Here is a 20,047-nt window from a genome sequence, read left to right on the forward strand (position 1 = left end):
TATCGCATAAGTCGCACCATATAATTTGGTGCAAAGGCGAACAAGGACGCGGCGCTGTTGTGCACAGCCGCGGCAACTACCAGCCGTCGCTCAGGTCTAAAGAGTCGCAGCTCCATTGAAGCAACTGATGGATTTGGCGCGAAGCCATGGTCGGCCTAGGCGACTGAGGCACTGACGACGGTAGTGCGAGATCATACGAAGATCAGTCTAGTGGTGCGTCGGCACCGATAGTTGTGTACGATGATGTGAGTAGGGAGGGTCTCAGCTGGTCCGGCCCCGTCGATCAAACGCCCGGCAGGCCATGCTAGCCCGGCATCACGTACAGAGTTCTACATGACGGCGATAACGACGCTGTTTCGGTGCCCGGTTGCGGTGAAGGCGTCTGGGCTGTTGACGGCCGAGGCGGACCTGTTTCCTGAGGAGCGCGCCTTTATCCGTGCTGCCGTGCCGAAGAGAAGGGCCGAATTCGCGACCGCGCGGATCCTGGCGCGGAAGGCGCTCGGCACGCTCGGTGCGGTGCCCATCCCGCTCGTGCCGCGACCAGACCGCGCGCCGACATGGCCGTCTGGCTATACGGGCAGCATCTCACACTGCGACAATTTTTGCGCCGTGGTCGTGGCGCGGAGCCGCGACGTGGTCTCGCTCGGCCTCGACGTGGAGAATCGGCGCGAACTCGATCGGACGATGCAGGAGTTGGTGCTGACCCCAGCAGAACGGCAATGGGCTGCGGTTCAGCCCGAGGCGCTCCGGCCGACCCTGCCGATCCTGATCTTCAGCGCCAAGGAAGCCTTCTATAAATGTCAGTATCCAGTCACGCGCGGCTTTCTCGACTTCCAGGATGTCGAGCTGGCGATCGACTGGATGTCGGGGACGTACACGGCGCGCGTTCTCAAGCCGGAATGGCCGGCGGCGGTCGCCTGTTTGTCCGGACGCTTTCTGATCGATGATGATCGGGTCGGCTGCGGCGTCGAACTCTTGCCGGGCTGATTGCCGAGCGCATCCCAGGGTTGGGTCCGCGGAGACGAGGCCGCAAAGAATTTTGCGGCGACCAGATTCTGGAATGTCTCGACCGAGACGCATGTTACCGCAGTCGCTAAACATGATGCGCCGCGGTATCGGCCGAAACGGGCTTGACATGTTTAGTGTGTGCCAATCTACTAAACAAAATACTTAACTCGGGCGATTTGATCCGAGGGCATGGGGAAACGCCTGCGGCTCCCGCTGTCGTTGTGACGGCGCATCTCGCTGCGGGCAGAGATCGCCGTGATCCGTGACAAAGCGGGCGGCGCCAACAGGGAGGGAGTGCCAGATGAAGTTGCTGCAGACATTTGCACTGACGGCGACCGTCGCCGTCGCGACAGTGCTCGGCGCATCCGCGCCGGTGCGTGCCGAAGGAAAGACGATCACGCTGTGCTGGGCGGCGTGGGACCCGGCCAACGCGCTGGTCGAGCTGTCCAAGGACTTCACCGCCAAGACCGGCGTCAACATGAAGTTCGAATTCGTGCCGTGGCCGAACTTCGCCGACCGCATGCTCAACGAGCTCAACTCCAAGGGCAAGCTGTGCGACCTGATGATCGGTGACTCCCAGTGGATCGGCGGCGCCGCGGAGAACGGCCAATACGTCAAGCTCAACGAGTTCTTCGACAAGGAAGGCATCAAGATCTCCGACTTCATGCCGGCCACTGTCGCCGGCTATGCCGAATGGCCGAAGGGCTCGCCGAACTACTGGGCGCTGCCGGCGATGGGCGACGCCAACGGCTGGACCTACCGCAAGGATTGGTTCGCGCGGCCGGAGATCCGCGAGGAGTTCAAGAAGAAGTTCGGCCGCGAGCTCGAGGTGCCGAAGACGCAGGAAGAGCTGAAGGACATCGCCGAGTTCTTCCAAAAGCGACAGATCGACGGCAAGACCGTCTACGGCGCGGCGATCTTCACCGAGCGCGGCTCGGAGGGCATCACCATGGGCGTGACCAACGCGCTCTACCCGTTCGGCTTCAAGTATCAGAACCCGAAGAAGCCGTATGACATGCAGGGCTTCGTCAACTCCGACGACGCGGTGAAGGGCCTCGAATTCTACAAGGCGCTCTACAAGTGCTGCACGCCGCCCGGCTATTCCAACGGCTACATGCAGGAGGGCCTCGACGCCTTCAAGTCCGGGCAGGTCGCGCTGCAGATGAACTGGTTCGCGTTCTTCCCCGGTCTCTACAAGGACCCGAATGTCGGCGGCGACAAGATCGGCTTCTTCGTCAATCCCGCGCAGAAGGAGAAGGGCTCGCAGCTCGGCGGGCAGGGCATCTCGGTCGTGGCCTATTCGCCGAACCGCGCCGAGGCGCTGGCCTACATCAAATGGTTCGCCTCGCTCGATACGCAGAAGAAGTGGTGGGCGCTCGGCGGCTATAGCTGCCACAAGGGCGTGCTGAACGACCCCAACTTCAAGAACACCGCGCCGTTTGCCGCCGACTTCCTGGTGGCGATGGACCAGGTCGTCGACTTCTGGGCCGAGCCGTCCTACGCCCAGCTGCTGCTGGCCATGCAGAAGCGTGTCCACGACTACGTCGTCGCCGACCAGGGCACGGCCAAGGGCGCGCTCGACGGGCTGATCGCCGACTGGACCAAGGTGTTCAAGGAGGACGGCAAGCTCTGATCGCCGCTCGTGAGCGCAATGCGAAACGAAGACCTGATCCGGCAGGCCTCGCCTGCCGGGTTGGACCACCGGCCTCCGAGCCATGCCGTAGCAGCCAGTGAAGCAGTCCCTCGCATGACCAACCAAACCGGATTGAGCGGCCTCGTCGACCGCGCCGCCTTGGTGACGCCGCCCGTCGTGGCGCGGCGCGTGCGCGGCCTGTCCGAGCGCGCCATCGCCTGGCTGTTCATCACGCCGACGATGTTGCTGCTGCTGGCGATCAACATCTTTCCGCTGATCTGGACCATCCGGCTGTCCTTCACCAATTATCGCGCCAACCGCCCCAACGCGGCGGTGCTCGATGTCGGCCTCGCCAACTACCAGTCGATCCTGACGGACCCGGACGTCTGGGCGGCGATGACCGTGACGGCGCGCTTCGTGTTCTGGAGCATCCTGATCCAGACGATGCTCGGCTTCACCCTGGCCTGGTTGATCGACAAGAAGTTCCGTGGCCACGGGCTGTGGACCACCTTGATCCTGCTGCCGATGATGCTGTCACCGGCGGTGGTCGGCAATTTCTGGACGTTCCTCTACCAGCCGCAGACCGGGCTGTTCAACTACGTCGTCTCGGCTGTCACCGGCGCGCCGGCGTCGTCGTTCCAGATGCTGGCGCAGGTGCCGCTGGCGCCATGGGCGATCGTGATCGTCGACACCTGGATGTGGACGCCTTACGTGATGCTGATCTGCCTCGCCGGCCTGCGCTCGATCCCGGACTACATCTATGAGGCGGCCGAGGTCGACCGGGCCTCGCCGTGGCGGCAGTTCTGGTCGATCACGCTGCCGATGGCGCTGCCGTTCATCATGCTGGCGGTGCTGTTTCGCGGCATCGAGAACTTCAAGATGTTCGACATGGTCAACCTGCTGACCGGCGGCGGGCCAGGCTCGACCACGGAGGTTGCCTCGATCACCCTGAAGCGCGAGGCGTTCGAGAAGTGGCGCACCGGCTATTCCTCGGCCTTCGCGATCATCCTGTTCGTTACCGTGTTCGGCCTCGCCAACATCTACGTCAAGGCGCTCAACCGGGTGAAAAGCCGATGACAGGCCTCGTATCAGCTCATTCCGTGGTCGATCCTTCGCCGCAGGTCAAGCGGATCGCAGCCTTCGTCGTGATCGGCTATGCGCTGATCACGCTGGTGCCGCTGCTGTGGATCGTGATGACAGGCTTCAAGTCGCCGTCGGACGCGATCGCCTATCCGCCGAAGATCGTGGCCGAGCCGACGGTGGAGGGCTATTGCAACCTGTTCACGACGCGGACGCGGCAGGCGCCCGAGTACATGGCCAAGCTCCCGCCGGCCGCGGGCATGTGCGACCGCATCTCGCGCGAGCGCAACATGGTGATCGCAGGTCCGTCGAACTACATCCCGCGCTACGTCAACTCGCTGGTGATCGCGTTTGGCTCCACGGCTCTCTCCATCGTGCTCGGGACGCTCGCAGCCTATGCGTTCTCGCGCTTCAAGGTGCCGCTCAAGGATGACCTGCTGTTCTTCATCCTGTCGACGCGGATGATGCCCCCGATCGCCGTCGCGATCCCGATCTATCTCATGTATCGCGAGCTCGGACTGTCCGACACCAAGCTCGGCATGATCCTGCTCTATACATCGGTCAACATCTCGCTCGCGGTCTGGCTGCTCAAGGGCTTCATGGACGAGATCCCGCGCGAGTACGAGGAGGCCGCGATGGTCGACGGCTACACCCGGCTGCAGGCGTTCTTCAAGGTGGTGCTGCCGCAGGCCACCACCGGCATCGTCGCCACCGCGATCTTCTGCCTGATCTTCGCCTGGAACGAATATGCCTTCGCGGTGCTTTTGACCTCCGGCACGGCGCAGACCGCGCCGCCCTTCATCCCGATCATCATCGGCGAGGGCGGCCAGGATTGGCCGGCGGTGGCGGCAGGCACGACGCTGTTCCTGATCCCGATCGTCGTGTTCACCGTCGTGCTGCGAAAGCATCTGCTGCGCGGCATCACGTTCGGGGCGGTGCGCAAATGAGCGAAATCATCCAAGGCAGCACGCCCGAGGTCGCGCCCACGCGCTGGCCGCGCGCGTTGCGGCGCGGCCCGATGGAGACGGTGGCGACCATCCTGATCGCAGCCGGCGTGCTAATGCTGCTGCAACCGTTCGCGCTGGTGCTCTACACCTATTCCTTCGTCACGACGCTGGCTGGCGTGGTGATGTTCACCATCGTCTCCAAGTTTCCGGATTGACGTCATGGCCGAGATCCGGATCGAAAATCTCGAGAAGCAGTTCGGCGGCTTCGCAGCCGTGCGCGGCACCAGCTTCACCATTGCCGATGGGGAGTTTTTCTGCCTGCTCGGTCCCTCCGGCTGCGGCAAGACCACAACCTTGCGCATGATCGCAGGTCTGGAGTTGCCGACCTCCGGCTCAATCAGGCTCGGCGGCGAGGACGTCACCTTCCGCCGCGCGCGTGAGCGCGACATCGCGATGGTGTTCCAGCTGTTCGCGCTGTACCCGCACATGAATGTGCGCAACAACATCGCATTCCCGCTGGTCTCGATGGGGATGCCGAAGGCCGAGATCAAGCGGCGCGTCGAGGATGCCGCGCGTATTCTGCGTATCGACCACCTGATCGATCGGCCGGTGAGCGGCTTGTCCAGCGGTGATCGCCAGCGCGTCGCGCTCGGACGCGCCATTGTCCGTGAACCGAAGGCGTTCCTCATGGACGAGCCGCTCGGCGCGCTCGACGCCGAGTTCCGGCACATCATGTGCGGCGAGCTGCGCGCCCTGCATGATCGGCTGAAGGCGACGACGGTGTTCGTGACCCACGACCAGCTCGAGGCGATGTCGATGGCCGACAAGATCGCGGTGATGAATCGCGGCGTCGTCGAGCAACTGGGGACGCCGCAGGAGATCTACGACCGCCCGGCCTCGATGTTCGTCGCCGACTTCATCGGCTCCCCGGCGATGAACTTCATCCGTTTTGACGCAAGGCTCCCTGCAGGCGCGAGCCGCATTCGCATCGACGGCGCCGAGATCGGCGTGCCCGTGCTGCGCGAGGACGCCGACGGCAGCGCCCTGGTGCTCGGCGTGCGGCCTGAGCAGGTGACGCTGACGACCGAGGGCGGCCTGCGCGGCGAGGTGTTCGGTGCCGAATATCTCGGCACCACCCAGGTCGTCACCATTGTCACCGCGCATGGCATGGTGAAGGCGCGCATCCCGGCCGCCGTTCGGGTCGAGCGCGCGGAGCCGGTCGGATTGAGCTTCCGAGCTGACCGGCTCTCGCTGTTCAATGCCGCGACAGGCCGGGCGATCCGCACGGCGCTCTATGAGCAGCCGGCGAGGGGAGGCCGCCATGGCTGAGACGCGCCTCCACGCCGTCAGCAAATCCTTCGGCGCCAAGCCGGCGGTGCGCGAGCTCTCGCTGACCATCCGTGACGGCGAGCTCGTCGTGCTGCTCGGGCCGACCGGTGCCGGCAAGACGACGACGCTTCGCCTGGTCGCCGGACTCGAGACGCCCGATCACGGCTCGGTGATCATCGGCGGTGCCGACCAGACTCACGCGACGCCTGCGGCGCGCGACGTGACCTTCGTGTTCCAGCAATACTCGCTGTATCCGCATCTGTCGGTGTACGACAATCTTGCCTTCCCGCTGCGCTCGCCGGTGCGCAGGACGCCGGAATCCGAGATCAAGCGCATCGTCGGCGATGTCGCTTCGATGCTGCGGATCGAGGACAAGCTCGGCAACCGCGCCACGCAATTATCGGGCGGTCAGATGCAGCGCGTCGCGATCGGGCGTGCGCTGGTGCGCCGGCCGGCGATTGCGCTGCTCGACGAGCCGCTGTCCTCGCTCGACGCGAAGCTGCGCGCCGATTTGCGCATCGAGCTCAAGCGGATCCAGCAGGATCTCGGCGCCACCATGCTCTATGTCACCCACGACCAGATCGAGGCGATGACGCTCGCCAACCGCATCGGCGTGATCGAGCAGGGGCAACTGGTGCAGGTCGGAACGCCCCGCGAGGTCTATGAGGATCCTGCCAATGCCTACGTCGCGACCCGGCTCGGCAGCCCCGGAATCAATCTTCTGCCCCGCGGACTGTTTCCGGATCTCGCGGTTCCCGGCGAGGTCACGACCATCGGCGCGCGCACCGAGCACATGACCGTGCGCCGCGCCAATGACGGCGCGGCGGCGCGAGTGAAATGGATCGAGCATCTCGGCGACCAGAACCACCTGCACATTACGTTGAACGATCAGAAGATCGTCAGCCTGGTCGAGCCGGACACGGAATTGAAAGTCGGCGACTCCGTCGCTATCGAGTTTACCCGGCCGCTGCTGTTCGACCGGGCGGGTCAGCGGGTGAGATAGGTATGGACCAGGCATTCAAGCGCAGACTGATCGTTGCGATGGCCGACGCTATCATCGCGCATGCCGAAGAACTGACTGAACTCGATTCGGCGATCGGCGACGGCGACCATGGCCTCAACATGAAGCGCGGCTTCGAGGCGGTGCTTGCGGATGCCGACACCATCTCGGTCAAGCCGTTGCCGGATGCGCTGAAGGCGGTCGGCATGGCCTTGGTGATGAAGGTCGGCGGCGCCTCCGGTCCGCTCTACGGCACGCTGGCGATGGGGCTCGGCAAGGCGCTGCCGGTGGAGCCCACTGCGGCCAACGCCGCGGCGGCTCTCGGTCGGGCGATCGAGGACGTCAAGGCGCGCGGCAAATCCGAGGCCGGGCAGAAGACGATGCTCGATGTGCTGATTCCGGTGCAGGTGGCGTTCGCTGCCGGCGGCGACGATCTCGCGACACGGCTGCCGGCGATCGCGGCCGAGGCCGCTGACGCAACCGTGCCCATGAAGGCGATCCGCGGCCGCGCGTCCTTTCTCGGCGAGCGTTCGATCGGGCACATGGATCCGGGTGCGCGGTCGTCCAGCCTGCTGGTGCAGGCGATCTGCAGTGTTTTCAACGAGGCCTGAACATGGGTGAGCAGAAGAACGTCGGCATCGTCATCGTCTCGCACTCCGCCAAGGTGGCGGAGGGCGCGGCCGACATGGTCAGGCAGATGGTCGGCGACAGCGTGCCGCTCGCGGCGGTCGGCGGCAATGCCGATGGCGGGCTCGGCACCGATGTCGGCGCCATCATGGGCGCGATCGACAAGGCGTGGTCGGAGTCCGGCGTTGCGATCCTGGTCGATCTCGGCGGTGCCGAGACCAACAGCGAGATGGCGGTCGAGATGATGCCGGAGGAACGCCGCGAGCGCATCGTGATCTGCAATGCGCCGCTGGTCGAGGGGGCCGTGATGGCGGCGACGGAAGCGTCCGGCGGCTCGCCGCTCGATGCAGTCCGCGCGACCGCCGAAGAGCTGATGGCGAATTGAGTGAGAACGACGATGGCGGATGGTGGAGAGATCGGCATGCAGGACGTCAAGGCGCATGCGCTGTTGATCAACGAGGTCGGGCTGCATGCGCGCCCCTCGGTCAAGCTGACCCAGCTCGCCAAGCGCTTTGCCGCGACGATCGAGATCGCCATTGCCGCCGACGGGCCATGGACCGACGCCAAGAGCCCGGTGAAGATCATGCGCGTCAAGGCCGCCAAGGGCGAGACGCTCTATATGAGGGCGAACGGCACGGATGCGGAGGAGGCGTTGCGCGCGCTCGCTGATCTCGTCAATCGAAAGTTCGACGAGGAGTAGATGGTGGAGCGCTGCATCCGAGGTCGCGCAGCGTCGGAGGGAGTGGCCGTCGGCCCGGCGGTGATCCTGCGCGCGCTGGAAGGCGCCAGCCGGGCCAAGGGCTCGCTTGCAGAGGAGCACGCCACACTTGCGGCAGCCGTTGCGCGTGCGCGCGGGGAGGTTGCCGAACTGATCGGGACGCTCGAAGGCGACGCGGCCGAGCTGATCGGCTTTCAGCTCGCGCTGCTCGAAGACGATGCGCTCACCGAATCCGCCTATGCTCACATCGAGAGCGGTGTCGCCGCCGAGGCTGCCTGGCGCGCGGCGATGGCCGCGGAGATCGCCGGCTATGAGGCAGCAGACGACGAATATTTCCGCGCCCGGGCCAGCGATCTCGCCGACATTCGCGATCGCGTGCTGCGTCATCTGTTCGGGCTCGCTGACGATGGACCGGCTCCGGCTGGCGCGATCGTCGTCGCGCGCGACCTCGCGCCATCCGCCTTTCTCTCGGTCGACTGGACGAAGGGTGGGGGCATCGTGCTCGGTGACGGCAGCCCGACGAGCCACGTCGCCATGCTGGCGCGTGGTCGCGGCGTGCCGATGGTGGTCGGGCTCGGCCCGGCGTGGGAGACACTCTCCGGCTTGCTGCTCGTCGACGGTGGTGCTGGTCTCGTCGAAATCGGTCCGGATGCGGAGCGCGTCGCGCGCGCGCGGGCGCAGGCGGCAACGCTCGTGCAGCGGCGAGCCGACGCGATGGCGCATCAGCTCGAGCCGGCCTTGACGCGTGATGGCACGAGGATCTCGGTGCTCGTCAACATTTCCGGTCCGGCCGACATGACGGCGCTGCCTGCGGCGGCGTGCGACGGCATAGGCTTGGCGCGTACGGAATTCCTGACGGGCAACCTGCTCGGGGATGAAGAAGCGCAGTATCAAGCCTATGCCGAACTGATGCGCTGGGCGGATGGCCGCCCTGTGACGATCCGCACCCTCGATGCCGGCGGCGACAAGCCGATCCCCGGATATACGGTCGACGGCGAGAGCAACCCGTTCCTGGGTCTGCGCGGGATCCGCCTGTCGCTGCGCCATCCCGGGATTTTCCGCGTTCAGCTGCGTGCGCTGGCACGCGCCGCCGTGCTGGGGTCCTTGAAGGTCATGCTGCCGATGGTGACGAATGCGCGCGAATTGGAAGAGGCGCGCGCGCATCTGCGTGCAGTACTCGCCGAACTCGATGACAGCAGCATCGCGTTCGCCGAGCCGGCCTTCGGCATCATGGTTGAAGTTCCTGCTGCCGCGCTCGCCGCGCAGGACTTCGCCGCGGACTTCTTCTCGATCGGCACCAATGATCTCACCCAATACGCCACAGCGGCGTCGCGTGACGGCGCTGAGGTCGCCGACTATGCCGATGTGCTGCATCCCGGTGTCCTCGCGATGATCGCGCATGTCGCGCGCGCCGGCCGTGCCAGGGGCGTCGACGTTTCGATCTGCGGTGATGCCGCCGGTGATGCCAGAGCGATCCCGGCTTTGCTCAAGGCAGGCGTTCGCGCTCTCTCCGTCTCGCCTGGATTGTTGCCGATGGTGAAGGCCGCGATCCGCGGGCTCGACCTCGCGGCTCTTGCGGAGGACGCATGAGCGAGCAGGATGCCTCCGAGACCGCGAGCCCGCTCGCCGAATACAAGGCGATTCTGCGTGCCGTCATCGACAGCCGCCCGTCGGGCACGCGGCAGCGGCTTGCGGAGGCGATCGGCAAGAACCGCAGCTTCATCTCACAGATCATCAATCCGGCCTATCCGACGCCGATCCCGCTGCAGCATCTCGAGACCATCTTTCACATCTGCCATTTCTCGCCGCATGAGCAGCAGGGGTTCCTCGCCGCCTACCGCGCCGCGCATCCGGGCCGTCTCGAGGAAGCCGAGACGCAGCGGCCGATGCGGCGTCTCGTGGTTGAGCTGCCGGATTTCGGCGATGCCGCGCTCAATGCCCATGCCGATCGCATCATCACCGGCGTGGCCCGCGGCATCACCGCGCTGATCTCAGCCAATGAAAACAAGGACGAATCCGATCCGGGAGCGAAGCCATGAAGAAGCTGATCAACGCCGTCGACAACGTGCTGACCGAGAGCCTGCAAGGCTTTGCCGCCGTGCATGGCGACATCATCGCGCTCGGCGAGGAGAACAAGTTCGTCCGCCGCAAGAGCCTCAAGCCGGGCAAGGTCGCGCTGATCTCCGGCGGCGGCTCCGGCCACGAGCCGCTGCATGCCGGATTCGTCGGCCACGGCATGCTGGACGCCGCCTGTCCCGGCCAGGTCTTCACCTCGCCGACGCCGGACCAGATGCTGGCGGCCGCGCAGTCCGTGGACACCGCGGCGGGGTCGCTGTTCATCGTCAAGAACTACGAAGGCGACGTGATGAACTTCGCGATGGCCGCTGAAATGATGGAGACGAAGGTCGCCACCGTGATCACCGACGACGACGTCGCGGTGGAGACCTCGACCTATTCGACCGGCCGGCGCGGCGTTGCCGGCACGCTCGTGGTCGAGAAGATTCTCGGCGCCGCGGCGGAGCAGGGGCGTGATCTCGACGCGCTCAAGGCGCTTGGCGACGAGGTCAACAAGCGGACGCGCTCGATGGGCGTGGCGCTGACCTCTTGCACCGTGCCCGCGGCCGGCAAGCCGACCTTCGCGCTCGGCGAGGACGAGATGGAGATGGGCGTCGGCATTCATGGCGAGCCCGGTCGCCGCCGCGTGAAGCTCGCGTCGGCCGACGCGATCGCCGAGGAGATGGTGGGCGCGATCCTCGCCGATCTCGCGCCCAAGCCCGGCACGCCCTGCCTGCTGCTGGTCAACGGCTTCGGCGGCACGCCGGCGATGGAGCTCTATGTGATGGCCAATGCCGCGCGTCGTTTGCTGGATGGCCGTGGTCTCGCGATCGCGCGTGGGTTGGTCGGCTCCTACGTCACCTCGCTCGACATGGCCGGCTGCTCGCTGACCGTGACCGCGCTCGACGATGCGACGCTGGCGCTGTGGGACGCACCCGTGCACACGCCGGCGCTGCGTTGGGGCTGTTGAGCCTGAGACTGTTCAGCGGATCTCGTTCGAATAGTAGTGATGCGCCGTCGTGGCGCGGTGCTGGCTGAGGATCGCCAGCGCCCCGGTCTGGTCGTAGGCCTCTTCGTCGATGACAAGCACGGCGCTAGGGGAGGGCAGACCAAGCAGTTTGCGGTCTTCCTTGGTGGCGACCTCGGCCGTCACCTTCTCGCGCACCGCCGCGATGCGGATGCCGTAGGCCTCGAGCAGGTGCCGATAGATCAGGGCCGGGACCTTTTTGGCCTGATGCGGAAAGTCCGGCATCCGGCTCGCGACCATCGAGATCCGCGAGTGCAGGACCGGCGCGCCGGCCACCCGGCGGATGCGCTGCAGGTGGAGCAGCGGCTCGCCATCCCCGGCCGCAAACAGCGCGGCTTCGTCAGGTTCCGCCGGGCGTGTGGTCACCGACAGCACCTCGGCGTCGGAGTGCAGCAGGCTGCCGTCCTCGCCGAGCAGCCGGAAATACTGAAAGAAGAAGCTGAGGCCGTGTCGTGACGCCCGGCCGGTCACCACCGTCCCGGTCTTGCGCCGGCGCATCAGCATGCCGCCGGCCGTCAGATCAGCCAGGGCCCGCCTGATCGTGCCGACGGCGACGCCATATTGATTGGCGAGCGCGACCTCGCCTGGCAGCACGGTGCCCGGCGCGAGATCACCGATCAGGATCGCATCCGCGATCTGCCGCTTCACATGCTCGTACAGCGGCACGGGCAGGGCGCCGGAACCTGCGCCCACGTCCTCTGCCGCTTTGCTGGCCACGCCTGCCTTTTTCATGGAATTGACAAGTGCCACATTGTGATTTCTATTTCTATATAGAATATAGGATTGAGCTGGCGGCAAATGATTTCTCAGGGCAACCCAATTCGCAGCGAGGCCGATCTGGCCGGCGCCTTCGCGGCGATCGAGCGGCTGTCCGAAACCGCCGTGGATGATCTGCGCCGCATGGTGGCCGTGGACACCAGCTTTCCGCCCGGCGCGGGCTATGACGCCTTCGCCGATCTGATGGAGCAACTCGCGGCACCATTGGCGCTGGATTGCGAACGCGTGGTCGTGCCTGAGGAACTCTGGCGGGCTCCCGGCGCCTATGGACCGCGCACAAACGTGATTGCGCGGAGGAACTCCGGCAGGCCGGTGCTCGGGCTGTATTTCCATGTCGACACCGTGCCCCCAGCGCCGGGCTGGATCAGTGATCCGCTGCAACTCGCTCGCGAGGGCGATCGTCTCTTCGGTCTCGGTGCCGCTGATATGAAGGGGTCGATCACAGCCACGCTGCTCGCGCTGCGCGCCGCGCGGCAGACAGGCCTCACGCTCGCTTATGATCCAATGCTGCTGTTATGCACCGACGAGGAGGCGGGGCTCTATCCAGGGGTTCGTTACCTTGCGGAGCAGGGACGTCTCGAAGGCCACATTCTGAACTTCAACGGCAGCGCCATGCCCCGAATCTGGGCTGGCTGCTTCGGCCTGTTCACGCTGACGGTGCGCGTGCGCGGCAAGGCGGCTCATGCGGGTGAACAGCGCAGCGCCGGCGCCAACGCGATCGAAGCGGCGTTGCCGATCCTCAATGCGATCGCCGGCTTGAAGCCCGTCATCGCGCAGCGGACGTCGCGCCTGCCGCCACCCCCGCAGGCGGCTGGACCGCTGGCCGCGAGCCTCGACATCTCAGCCATTCATGGCGGGCAATGTGGCGGCCAAATCCCGTCGCAGCTCGAGATCCTGTTGTGCCGCCGCTACGCCCCCGAAGAGGATTTTGCCGCTGCGCGCAGCGAGATCGAGACTGTGATCAGACAGGCCGCAGCCGGCCTCGACCCCGATATTATCCTGACCGGTCATCTGATGCCGACCGCCGACCCCGGCGGTCCGCATTGGCCGCGTTGGCAACGGGCGCTCTCGGCGGGATTCGGCTACGCGCCTGATGACTTCGCGCGATGGGGCGCGTCCGGCTGCTCCGATTTCGGCTGGGTCCAGCAGGCCACTGGCATGCAGGAGGTCCTTCTCACCGGTCTTGGCAAACCCGACAGCCATATTCATGCGCCCGGCGAGGCGACCACGCTGACCGATATCGTCGCATTGGCGAAATCGGTGCTCGCTTATCTTTCAGCCGAGTTCTGTCCCGAACTCTCTCCCGAACACACGACGCCTTAAGAGGACTCCGCCTAGATGTCGTCCGTCACCCGTCGCCACTTCCTCGCTGGTACCGCGCTCGCGCTGGGCGCTCTGCCGCAAATCTCTCTCGCCACAGAGGCTCCGAAGCGCGGGGGCGTGCTGCGCGTTTCCGTCGACCAAGGCGCCGCGGTCATCCATCCGCTATTGGCGCGCGTCAATCCCGAATATCTCGTCACAGAGCTGCTCTATTCCAATCTGACCCGATTGAAGCCGAACATGGCTGTCGAGCCGGATCTGGCGCTGTCCTGGGAACATGCGGCAGGCCTGACCGAGTGGACGTTCAAGCTGCGGCCCAATCTCAGCTTCCACGACGGGTCACCGTTGACGGCCGATGATGTCGTCGCAACCTTCAAGGCGATCCTCGATCCGAAGACTGCCTCGCCCGCGCGCACCAATGTCGGACCTATCCAGGACGTGGTTGCCATCGACGCCGCCACCGTGAAGTTCACGTTGTCCGTATCCTTCGCCGATTTCCCGGTCGCGCTCGCCTATAACAATGCGCGCATCGTCCCGGCGAAAGTCGTTGCCGCGGATCTTGCCAGCCTCGCCACCAAGCCGAATGGCTCAGGCCCGTTCAAGCTCGTGTCCTACGAACCGGATCGCAAGATCGTGGTCGAGCGCAACCCGGCCTATTATGATCCGGCGCGGCCTGCACTCGATCGCGTCGAGATCCTCGTCTATCCCGACCGCACCGCCGAGGCATCGGCCCTGATCTCGGGCGACATCGATCTGATGTTGTCGACCACGCCCGGCGAATATGAGCGGTTGGGCAAGGCCAGCGGCGTCAATGCGTTGAGGATCCCCTCGGGACAGTTTCTGAACGTCAACATGGGATGCGACCAGAAGCCGTTCAACGATGTCCGCGTGCGCCAGGCGCTCGCGCTGACCATCGATCGCGACGCTATGGCCGGCTTCGTTGCTGGCGGCTATGGCACCCCCGGCAACGACACCCCGCTGAGCCCCGCCTATCGCTTCTATCAGGACAGCAAGCTGAAGACGCCTGACATCGCCAGGGCCAAGCGGCTGCTCGCCGAGGCCGGCTACCCGTCCGGCATCGACCTGACGATGGTGGCGTCCGACAAGCCGGACACGCGCACGCAGCTCGGCGTTGCGATCCGCGAGATGGCGGCTCCGGCTGGTTTCCGCATCAACGTTCAGACCATGCCGCACGCCACCTATCTCGATCAGGTCTGGAAGAAGGGCAATTTCTACGTCGGCTTCTACAACATGCAGTCGACCGCCGACGCCATCTTCAAGCTGCTCTATACGTCGGACGCGGCCTGGAACGAGACGCGCTGGAACAATGCGCGCTTCGACGAGATCGTCAATGCGGCGCGGAGCGAGACCGACGACGCCAACCGCGCAGCGCTGTATGCGCGGGCTCAGACCATGATGAGCGAGGAGGTGCCGTCGGTGATTCCGGTGTTCTTCGACATTCTCGCAGCACAGCGGTCTTACGTCGAAGGCTATCAGTTGCATCCGCGCGGGTCGGTGTTCCGGTTCGATCTGGTCTCGCTTGGCGCCGGTGCGCCCAAGCGCGCCTGAGGACGAGGTCCATCGGTGTCGCTCGCCTGGCTGCTGCGGCGGCTGCTGCTCATGATCTATACGGTCGCCGTCGTCTGCGTGCTGGTGTTCGCCATCACGCAGGCGCTGCCGGCCGATGCCGCGCAGACGTTGCTGGGTGAAAACGCCTCGCCTGAGGCGCTTGCGGCGGTCCGCGCGCGGCTGGGGCTCGACGATCCGGTCTGGCTGCAATTCATCCATTGGGTGCGGCACGCGGTCAGCGGCAATTTCGGTGTCTCCATGCGCACAGGTCTTCCGGTCGCGCCGGAAATGCTGACGGCGCTATCGCGGTCGCTGCTGCTCGCCGCCGGCTCGCTTGCGCTGACACTTCTGATCGCGGTGCCGCTCGGGATGTTTGCGGCGCTGCGCCAGGGACGGGTGGCGGACACTGCGACGAGCGTGATCGCCTATCTCGGCGTTTCCCTGCCTGAATTCGTGACCGCGACCGTTCTGGCCCTGCTGCTGACGGACGTCCTGCCGTGGCTGCCGGCGACCGGCTACGTGTCGCCGCTCGAAGATCCCGCGCTGGCGCTGCGTCATCTGGTACTGCCGGTCCTGACCGTGTCGGTGATCCTCGTCGCACATGTCATGCGAATGATGCGCTCGGAGACGCTCGATGTCCTACAATCGGACTACGTCCGGGCCGCCCGCCTGAAGGGTCTGCCGGAGCGCACGGTGCTGGTCCGCCATGTCATGCGCAATGCGCTGCTGCCGGTCATCACCATCGTTGCGCTCGATGTCGGCTATCTGCTCGGCGGCATCATCGTCATCGAGGAGATCTTCGCCATTCCCGGCATCGGCCGTGCGCTGATGATCGCCATCACCACGCGCGATCTGCCGTCGATCCAGGCCGGCGCGATGATCATGGCGGTGACCTACGCCATCACCAACACGCTGGCGGACGTGGTCTATGCTCTGCTCGACCGGCGGATCCGCTATGACTGAGCTGCTCCACCGGATGATCCGCAAGCCGCAGGGCGCGATCGGGCTGGCACTGCTCGTCGTGCTTGCCGCGGTCTGTATCCTGGGGCCATGGCTTGCGCCCTATGGTCCGGAGAAGATGGACTTCCTCGGCCGGTTTCGCGCGCCGGGATGGCAGAACTGGCTCGGCGCCGACCAGTTCGGCCGCGATGTGCTGAGCCGGCTGTTGTCCGGTGCGCGGGCGACTGTGCCGCTGGCGTTGGCAGCGACATTGGCCGGCAGCGCGATCGGTGCCGTCATCGGCGTCGCCTCGGCCTATCTCGGCGGCAAGTCCGACGAGGCCATCATGCGCACCAACGATGCCGTCATGGCGATTCCCGGCCTGCTGATGGCGCTGCTGCTGGTCAGCACGCTCGGCAACGGCGCCGGCAACGCCGTGGTGGCGATCGCGCTGGCTTTTGCGCCGGGTATGGCCCGGGTGACGCGCTCGGTCGCGCTGGCCGTCCGCAATCAGGACTACGTCAAGGCGGCGGTGGCCCGCGGCGAGGCCGCGCCGCACGTCATTTTCCGCGAGATGCTGCCCAACGTGATGGGCCCCATCATTATCGAAGCCACCATCCGGGTGTCGTTCGCGGTCATGCTGTTCGCGACGCTCAGCTTCCTTGGCCTGGGTGCGCAGCCGCCCGCGTCGGAATGGGGCCTGATGGTCGCCGATGCGCGCCAGTACATGCATCGCGCGCCGTGGATCCTGATCGCGCCGTCGGCGGCAATCGCGCTGTCGGCCATCGCCTTCAATCTCGTCGGCGACGCCTTGCGTGATGCTCTCAACCCGCGAGACGATCGATGACAGCAGCGCTCTCGATCACCAATTATGGGCTCGACTACGTCACCCCTGCAGGCGCCATTCCGGTGCTGCGTGATGTCTCGCTCGCCATCGCGCCGGGCGAGGTGCTTGGCCTCGTCGGCGAATCCGGCTCCGGCAAGAGCTCGCTGGCCTGGGCCTTGATGCGGCATCTACCGGCCAATGCCCGCGAGATCTCGGGCTCCCTTCGGCTCGGCGACATCGATCTGCAGGCGCTCGGACCGAAACGACTGACCGAGGTGCGCGGACGCCGGATCGGCATGGTGTTCCAGGATCCGTCCACCGCCCTCAACCCGACACTCACCATCGGCCGTCAGATGACCGAGGCGCTGATGCGTCATCGTGCTCTGAACCACGGCGACGCCAGGAGCCTCGCTGTCGAACTGCTCGGCCATGTCGAACTGCGTGATCCCGCAGCCGTGCTGCGGCGCTATCCGCACGAGATCTCCGGCGGCGAGAAGCAGCGCGTCATCATTGCCACCGCGTTCGGTTGCCGGCCCGACGTGATCCTGTTCGACGAGCCGACGACAGCGCTGGATGTCATCACCGGTGCGCGCATCATCGACCTGTTCGGCCGCCTGCGCGCGGAGACCGGCGTTGCCGCGCTGTACATCTCGCACGACCTCGCGATGATGACCCGCGTCGCCGATCGCGTCGCGGTCATCCGGCATGGCTGCGTGGTCGAGCAGGCGAGTGCGTCCGAGATCTTCCGCAAGCCGCAGCACGACTACACCAAATCGTTGATCGCGGCCGTGCCGCGTCCGGAACGGCGGCTGGTGCACGATATGCCCGGCTCGGACGTCCTGCTGGAGGCCAGGGGCATCGAGGTTCACTATGGCAGGCGCGGCCTGTTCCGTGCTGCGCTGCCGCCGGCGACCCAGGCCGTCGATGTCGATATCCGCGCCGGCGAGATCGTCGGTCTCGTCGGCGAATCCGGCTCCGGCAAATCGTCGATGGCGCGGGCGCTGATCGGACTTGCGCGGTTCTCGGGCGCGATCAGCTTCGATGGCCGGACGCTGCACGGGGCCGGCGACATGAACCGGGCCTATCGCCGCGACGTCCAGATCGTCTTCCAGCATCCGGATTCCTCGCTCAATCCACGCCACCGCGTCGGCGATATCCTGTCGCGGCCGCTGAAGCTCTATGGCGGCGATCCGTCGTCGGTGCCCCGGCTGCTCGAGCAGGTGCGGCTGCCGGCATCCTACGCGACGCGCTGGCCGCACCAGCTCTCCGGCGGCGAAAAGCAGCGCGTCGCGATCGCACGTGCTTTTGCTGCACGTCCGCGGCTCGTGATTTGCGATGAAATCACCGCACCGCTCGACGTTTCCGTGCAGGCCCAGATCGTCGAGCTTTTGCTGGCACTCCGTGCCGAGACCGGCACGGCTTATCTGTTCATTACTCACGACCTGAATCTCATTCGGCAGATCGCCCACCGCATCGTCGTGATGCGTCACGGTCAGCTCGTCGACAGCCGTGCGGTCGATGCTTTCAGCTCTGAGGATGTTCATCCCTATACACGCGAGCTGATGGCGGCTTCGCCCGTTCCGGTCGGCTGACCGCAAGGATTGCAACGCATGGACCGCAACGACCTGATCGCCCGCATCGATGTCCCGGCTGCGCTCGCGTTGCTGTCGCGCATGGTGCAGCACAAGAGCTATTCGAAGACCGAGGGTGAGAGGCAGCTCGCGACTTTCATGGCCGATCAGATGCGCGAGATCGGTCTCGACGCCGCCGTTGCGCCGTTCGGCGATGAGGGGCGCGTCAACGCTGTCGGGCGCTGGAAAGGAACCGGCGGCGGCAAGAGCCTGCTGTTCAACGGCCATGTCGACACCAATCCGGTGACCGAGGGCTGGACCGTTGATCCGTGGGAGGGCAAGGTCGACGACAAGTTCATTTACGGTATCGGCGTTTCCAACATGAAGGCCGGCGACGCCGCCTATTTCTGCGCGGTCAAGACGCTGATCGACGCTGGCGTGAAGCTCCGTGGCGATGTGATCCTGACCTATGTGGTCGGCGAGCTGCAGGGCGGCGTCGGAACCTATTCGCTGATCGAGCAGGGGCTGCGCGCCGACTACTTCATCAACTCCGAGCCGACTGATCTCAAGGCAATGACCATGCACGCGGCGGCGTTCATGTTCATCATCGAGCTGGTCGGCAACACGCGGCATCTGTCGAAGCGGGAGGAGGCGGTCGATGCCATCAGCGCGGCCTGCGATCTCATCCCGCGCCTCAACGCGATGACATTCTCCGGCGCCAGGTCGCCGGCGCACGAGGCGATCAACCGCGTCCATGTCGGCGTCGTTCATGGCGCGCTCGGCCGCGAGCTGCACGAGTGGCGGACGCCGCAGGTGGCGGACTTCGTCCGCATCAAGGGCTCCGGCCGCTATGCTCCCGGCCAGACCGAGCAGGGCGCGCTGGCGGACATGCGGCGCGAGCTCGATGCGCTGGAGGCACGGTTTCCCGGCCTCAAGGCGCATCTGATGTCGGAAGACCGCGCCGGCGTGCCGACGATGCCGCCGTTCGAGGTCGCTCTGGAGAGTCCGATCGTCCGCGCCATCAACGACGCCTATCGCGCGGTGCGTGGCGAGGCGCAGCCGACCGGGCCGGTTGCGCCGAGCTGCTTCTATGGCACTGATGCAGGCCATCTCTATGCCTCAGGCGGCCTGCAGGGCATCGTGTGCGGGCCGGGCGGGCGCTACAACACGATGCCGGACGAGCGCGTCGACATTCCCGACTATCTCGACATGATCCGCATCTACATGCTGGCCATTCTCGACATCTGCGGCTGAGCCCGCGCTCAAGCGCCGGCCGCCTGCTGCTGGAACTGCTCGAACGCACCGATCGCGTCGGCCGCGTACATCAGCGCCGGGCCGCCGCCCATGTAGACCGCCATGCCGAGCGTCTCCTCGACTTCCTGGCGGGTCGCCCCGAGGCGGACCAGCGCCTCGGCATGGAAGCCGATACAGCCGTCGCAGCGGACGGCGACGCCGATCGCAAGCGCGATCAGCTCCTTGGTCTTCTTGTCGAGGGCACCGTCGGCGCTCGCGGCCCGCGCCAGCGCGGAGAAGCCCTGCATGACGTCGGGAATGTCCTTGCGCAGCGTCTTCAGGTTGCCGGAGATGTCCTTGCAGATGTCGTTGTAGTTCTTGGTCATGA

21 protein-coding genes are annotated in these 20,047 nt (G+C 65.7%); 19 read left to right on the forward strand and 2 right to left on the reverse strand.

Features of this window, described 5'->3' with window-relative positions; all coding sequences use genetic code 11:
- Positions 1–390: 390 nt before the first annotated feature.
- From NLR35_RS05175 to dhaK, 13 genes are all read left to right on the forward strand, one after another.
- On the forward strand, positions 391–987 hold the full coding sequence (locus NLR35_RS05175) for a 4'-phosphopantetheinyl transferase (protein WP_257165480.1): 597 nt from the start codon (positions 391–393) through the stop codon (positions 985–987).
- A gap of 322 nt (positions 988–1,309) precedes the next feature.
- On the forward strand, positions 1,310–2,641 hold the full coding sequence (locus NLR35_RS05180; RefSeq protein ID WP_257165481.1) for an ABC transporter substrate-binding protein: 1,332 nt from the start codon (positions 1,310–1,312) through the stop codon (positions 2,639–2,641).
- Positions 2,642–2,755: 114 nt separating this feature from the next.
- On the forward strand, positions 2,756–3,718 hold the full coding sequence (locus tag NLR35_RS05185) for a carbohydrate ABC transporter permease (protein ID WP_257165482.1): 963 nt from the start codon (positions 2,756–2,758) through the stop codon (positions 3,716–3,718).
- Positions 3,715–4,668: a carbohydrate ABC transporter permease gene (locus NLR35_RS05190; protein ID WP_257165483.1), complete on the forward strand. Its 954-nt coding sequence runs from the start codon at positions 3,715–3,717 to the stop codon at positions 4,666–4,668. Before NLR35_RS05185 ends, NLR35_RS05190 begins: the two co-directional genes overlap by 4 nt.
- Positions 4,665–4,883, forward strand: coding sequence for a hypothetical protein (locus NLR35_RS05195; RefSeq protein ID WP_257165484.1), 219 nt, complete (start codon positions 4,665–4,667; stop codon positions 4,881–4,883). The genes NLR35_RS05190 and NLR35_RS05195 overlap by 4 nt, the downstream gene beginning before the upstream one ends.
- A 4-nt stretch (positions 4,884–4,887) precedes the next feature.
- Positions 4,888–5,997: an ABC transporter ATP-binding protein gene (locus NLR35_RS05200; protein WP_257165485.1), complete on the forward strand. Its 1,110-nt coding sequence runs from the start codon at positions 4,888–4,890 to the stop codon at positions 5,995–5,997.
- Positions 5,990–7,000, forward strand: coding sequence for an ABC transporter ATP-binding protein (locus NLR35_RS05205; protein WP_257165486.1), 1,011 nt, complete (start codon positions 5,990–5,992; stop codon positions 6,998–7,000). The genes NLR35_RS05200 and NLR35_RS05205 overlap by 8 nt, the downstream gene beginning before the upstream one ends.
- Positions 7,001–7,002: 2 nt before the next feature.
- Complete coding sequence (gene dhaL, locus NLR35_RS05210) at positions 7,003–7,608, forward strand: dihydroxyacetone kinase subunit DhaL (RefSeq protein WP_257165487.1); 606 nt, start codon at positions 7,003–7,005, stop codon at positions 7,606–7,608.
- Between the two features lie 2 nt (positions 7,609–7,610).
- Positions 7,611–8,009 (forward strand): dihydroxyacetone kinase phosphoryl donor subunit DhaM, encoded by a 399-nt coding sequence (gene dhaM / locus NLR35_RS05215; protein ID WP_257165488.1) that lies wholly within the window; start codon positions 7,611–7,613, stop codon positions 8,007–8,009.
- 12 nt (positions 8,010–8,021) lie between these two features.
- On the forward strand, positions 8,022–8,324 hold the full coding sequence (locus NLR35_RS05220; protein ID WP_257165489.1) for an HPr family phosphocarrier protein: 303 nt from the start codon (positions 8,022–8,024) through the stop codon (positions 8,322–8,324).
- Positions 8,325–9,932: a phosphoenolpyruvate--protein phosphotransferase gene (ptsP, locus tag NLR35_RS05225; RefSeq protein ID WP_257165490.1), complete on the forward strand. Its 1,608-nt coding sequence runs from the start codon at positions 8,325–8,327 to the stop codon at positions 9,930–9,932.
- Positions 9,929–10,381: a hypothetical protein gene (locus tag NLR35_RS05230; protein ID WP_257165491.1), complete on the forward strand. Its 453-nt coding sequence runs from the start codon at positions 9,929–9,931 to the stop codon at positions 10,379–10,381. The genes ptsP and NLR35_RS05230 overlap by 4 nt, the downstream gene beginning before the upstream one ends.
- Entirely contained in the window at positions 10,378–11,367 is a 990-nt protein-coding gene (gene dhaK, locus NLR35_RS05235) for a dihydroxyacetone kinase subunit DhaK (RefSeq protein WP_257165492.1), read from the forward strand. Before NLR35_RS05230 ends, dhaK begins: the two co-directional genes overlap by 4 nt.
- Positions 11,368–11,379: 12 nt before the next feature.
- Here dhaK and NLR35_RS05240 read toward each other — a convergent pair whose 3' ends face one another.
- Positions 11,380–12,156, reverse strand: a complete 777-nt coding sequence (locus NLR35_RS05240) for a GntR family transcriptional regulator (RefSeq protein ID WP_257165776.1) — start codon at positions 12,154–12,156, stop codon at positions 11,380–11,382.
- Between the two features lie 66 nt (positions 12,157–12,222).
- Between NLR35_RS05240 and NLR35_RS05245 the strand changes: the two genes are divergently transcribed.
- The 6 genes from NLR35_RS05245 to NLR35_RS05270 are packed head-to-tail and all read left to right on the forward strand — an operon-like array spanning position 12,223 to position 19,680.
- The gene (locus NLR35_RS05245; RefSeq protein ID WP_257165493.1) at positions 12,223–13,524 is read left to right on the forward strand and encodes a M20 family metallopeptidase; all 1,302 of its coding nucleotides are present in this window, start codon (positions 12,223–12,225) and stop codon (positions 13,522–13,524) included.
- Between the two features lie 15 nt (positions 13,525–13,539).
- A complete protein-coding gene (locus NLR35_RS05250; RefSeq protein WP_257165494.1) occupies positions 13,540–15,090 on the forward strand; it encodes an ABC transporter substrate-binding protein in 1,551 nt (516 codons plus the stop codon).
- A gap of 15 nt (positions 15,091–15,105) precedes the next feature.
- Complete coding sequence (locus NLR35_RS05255) at positions 15,106–16,053, forward strand: ABC transporter permease (protein WP_257165495.1); 948 nt, start codon at positions 15,106–15,108, stop codon at positions 16,051–16,053.
- Positions 16,046–16,876 (forward strand): ABC transporter permease, encoded by an 831-nt coding sequence (locus NLR35_RS05260; RefSeq protein ID WP_257165496.1) that lies wholly within the window; start codon positions 16,046–16,048, stop codon positions 16,874–16,876. The genes NLR35_RS05255 and NLR35_RS05260 overlap by 8 nt, the downstream gene beginning before the upstream one ends.
- The gene (gene nikE / locus NLR35_RS05265) at positions 16,873–18,447 is read left to right on the forward strand and encodes an ABC transporter ATP-binding protein (protein WP_257165497.1); all 1,575 of its coding nucleotides are present in this window, start codon (positions 16,873–16,875) and stop codon (positions 18,445–18,447) included. Before NLR35_RS05260 ends, nikE begins: the two co-directional genes overlap by 4 nt.
- An 18-nt stretch (positions 18,448–18,465) precedes the next feature.
- Positions 18,466–19,680, forward strand: a complete 1,215-nt coding sequence (locus tag NLR35_RS05270; RefSeq protein ID WP_257165498.1) for a M20 family metallopeptidase — start codon at positions 18,466–18,468, stop codon at positions 19,678–19,680.
- Positions 19,681–19,688: 8 nt separating this feature from the next.
- Here the strand turns inward: NLR35_RS05270 and NLR35_RS05275 are convergent, their stop codons facing one another.
- Positions 19,689–20,045, reverse strand: coding sequence for a carboxymuconolactone decarboxylase family protein (locus tag NLR35_RS05275; RefSeq protein WP_257165499.1), 357 nt, complete (start codon positions 20,043–20,045; stop codon positions 19,689–19,691).
- Positions 20,046–20,047 lie beyond the last annotated feature (2 nt).

The sequence above is a fragment of the Bradyrhizobium sp. SRS-191 genome (assembly GCF_024586915.1).
Taxonomy (GTDB): domain Bacteria; phylum Pseudomonadota; class Alphaproteobacteria; order Rhizobiales; family Xanthobacteraceae; genus Bradyrhizobium.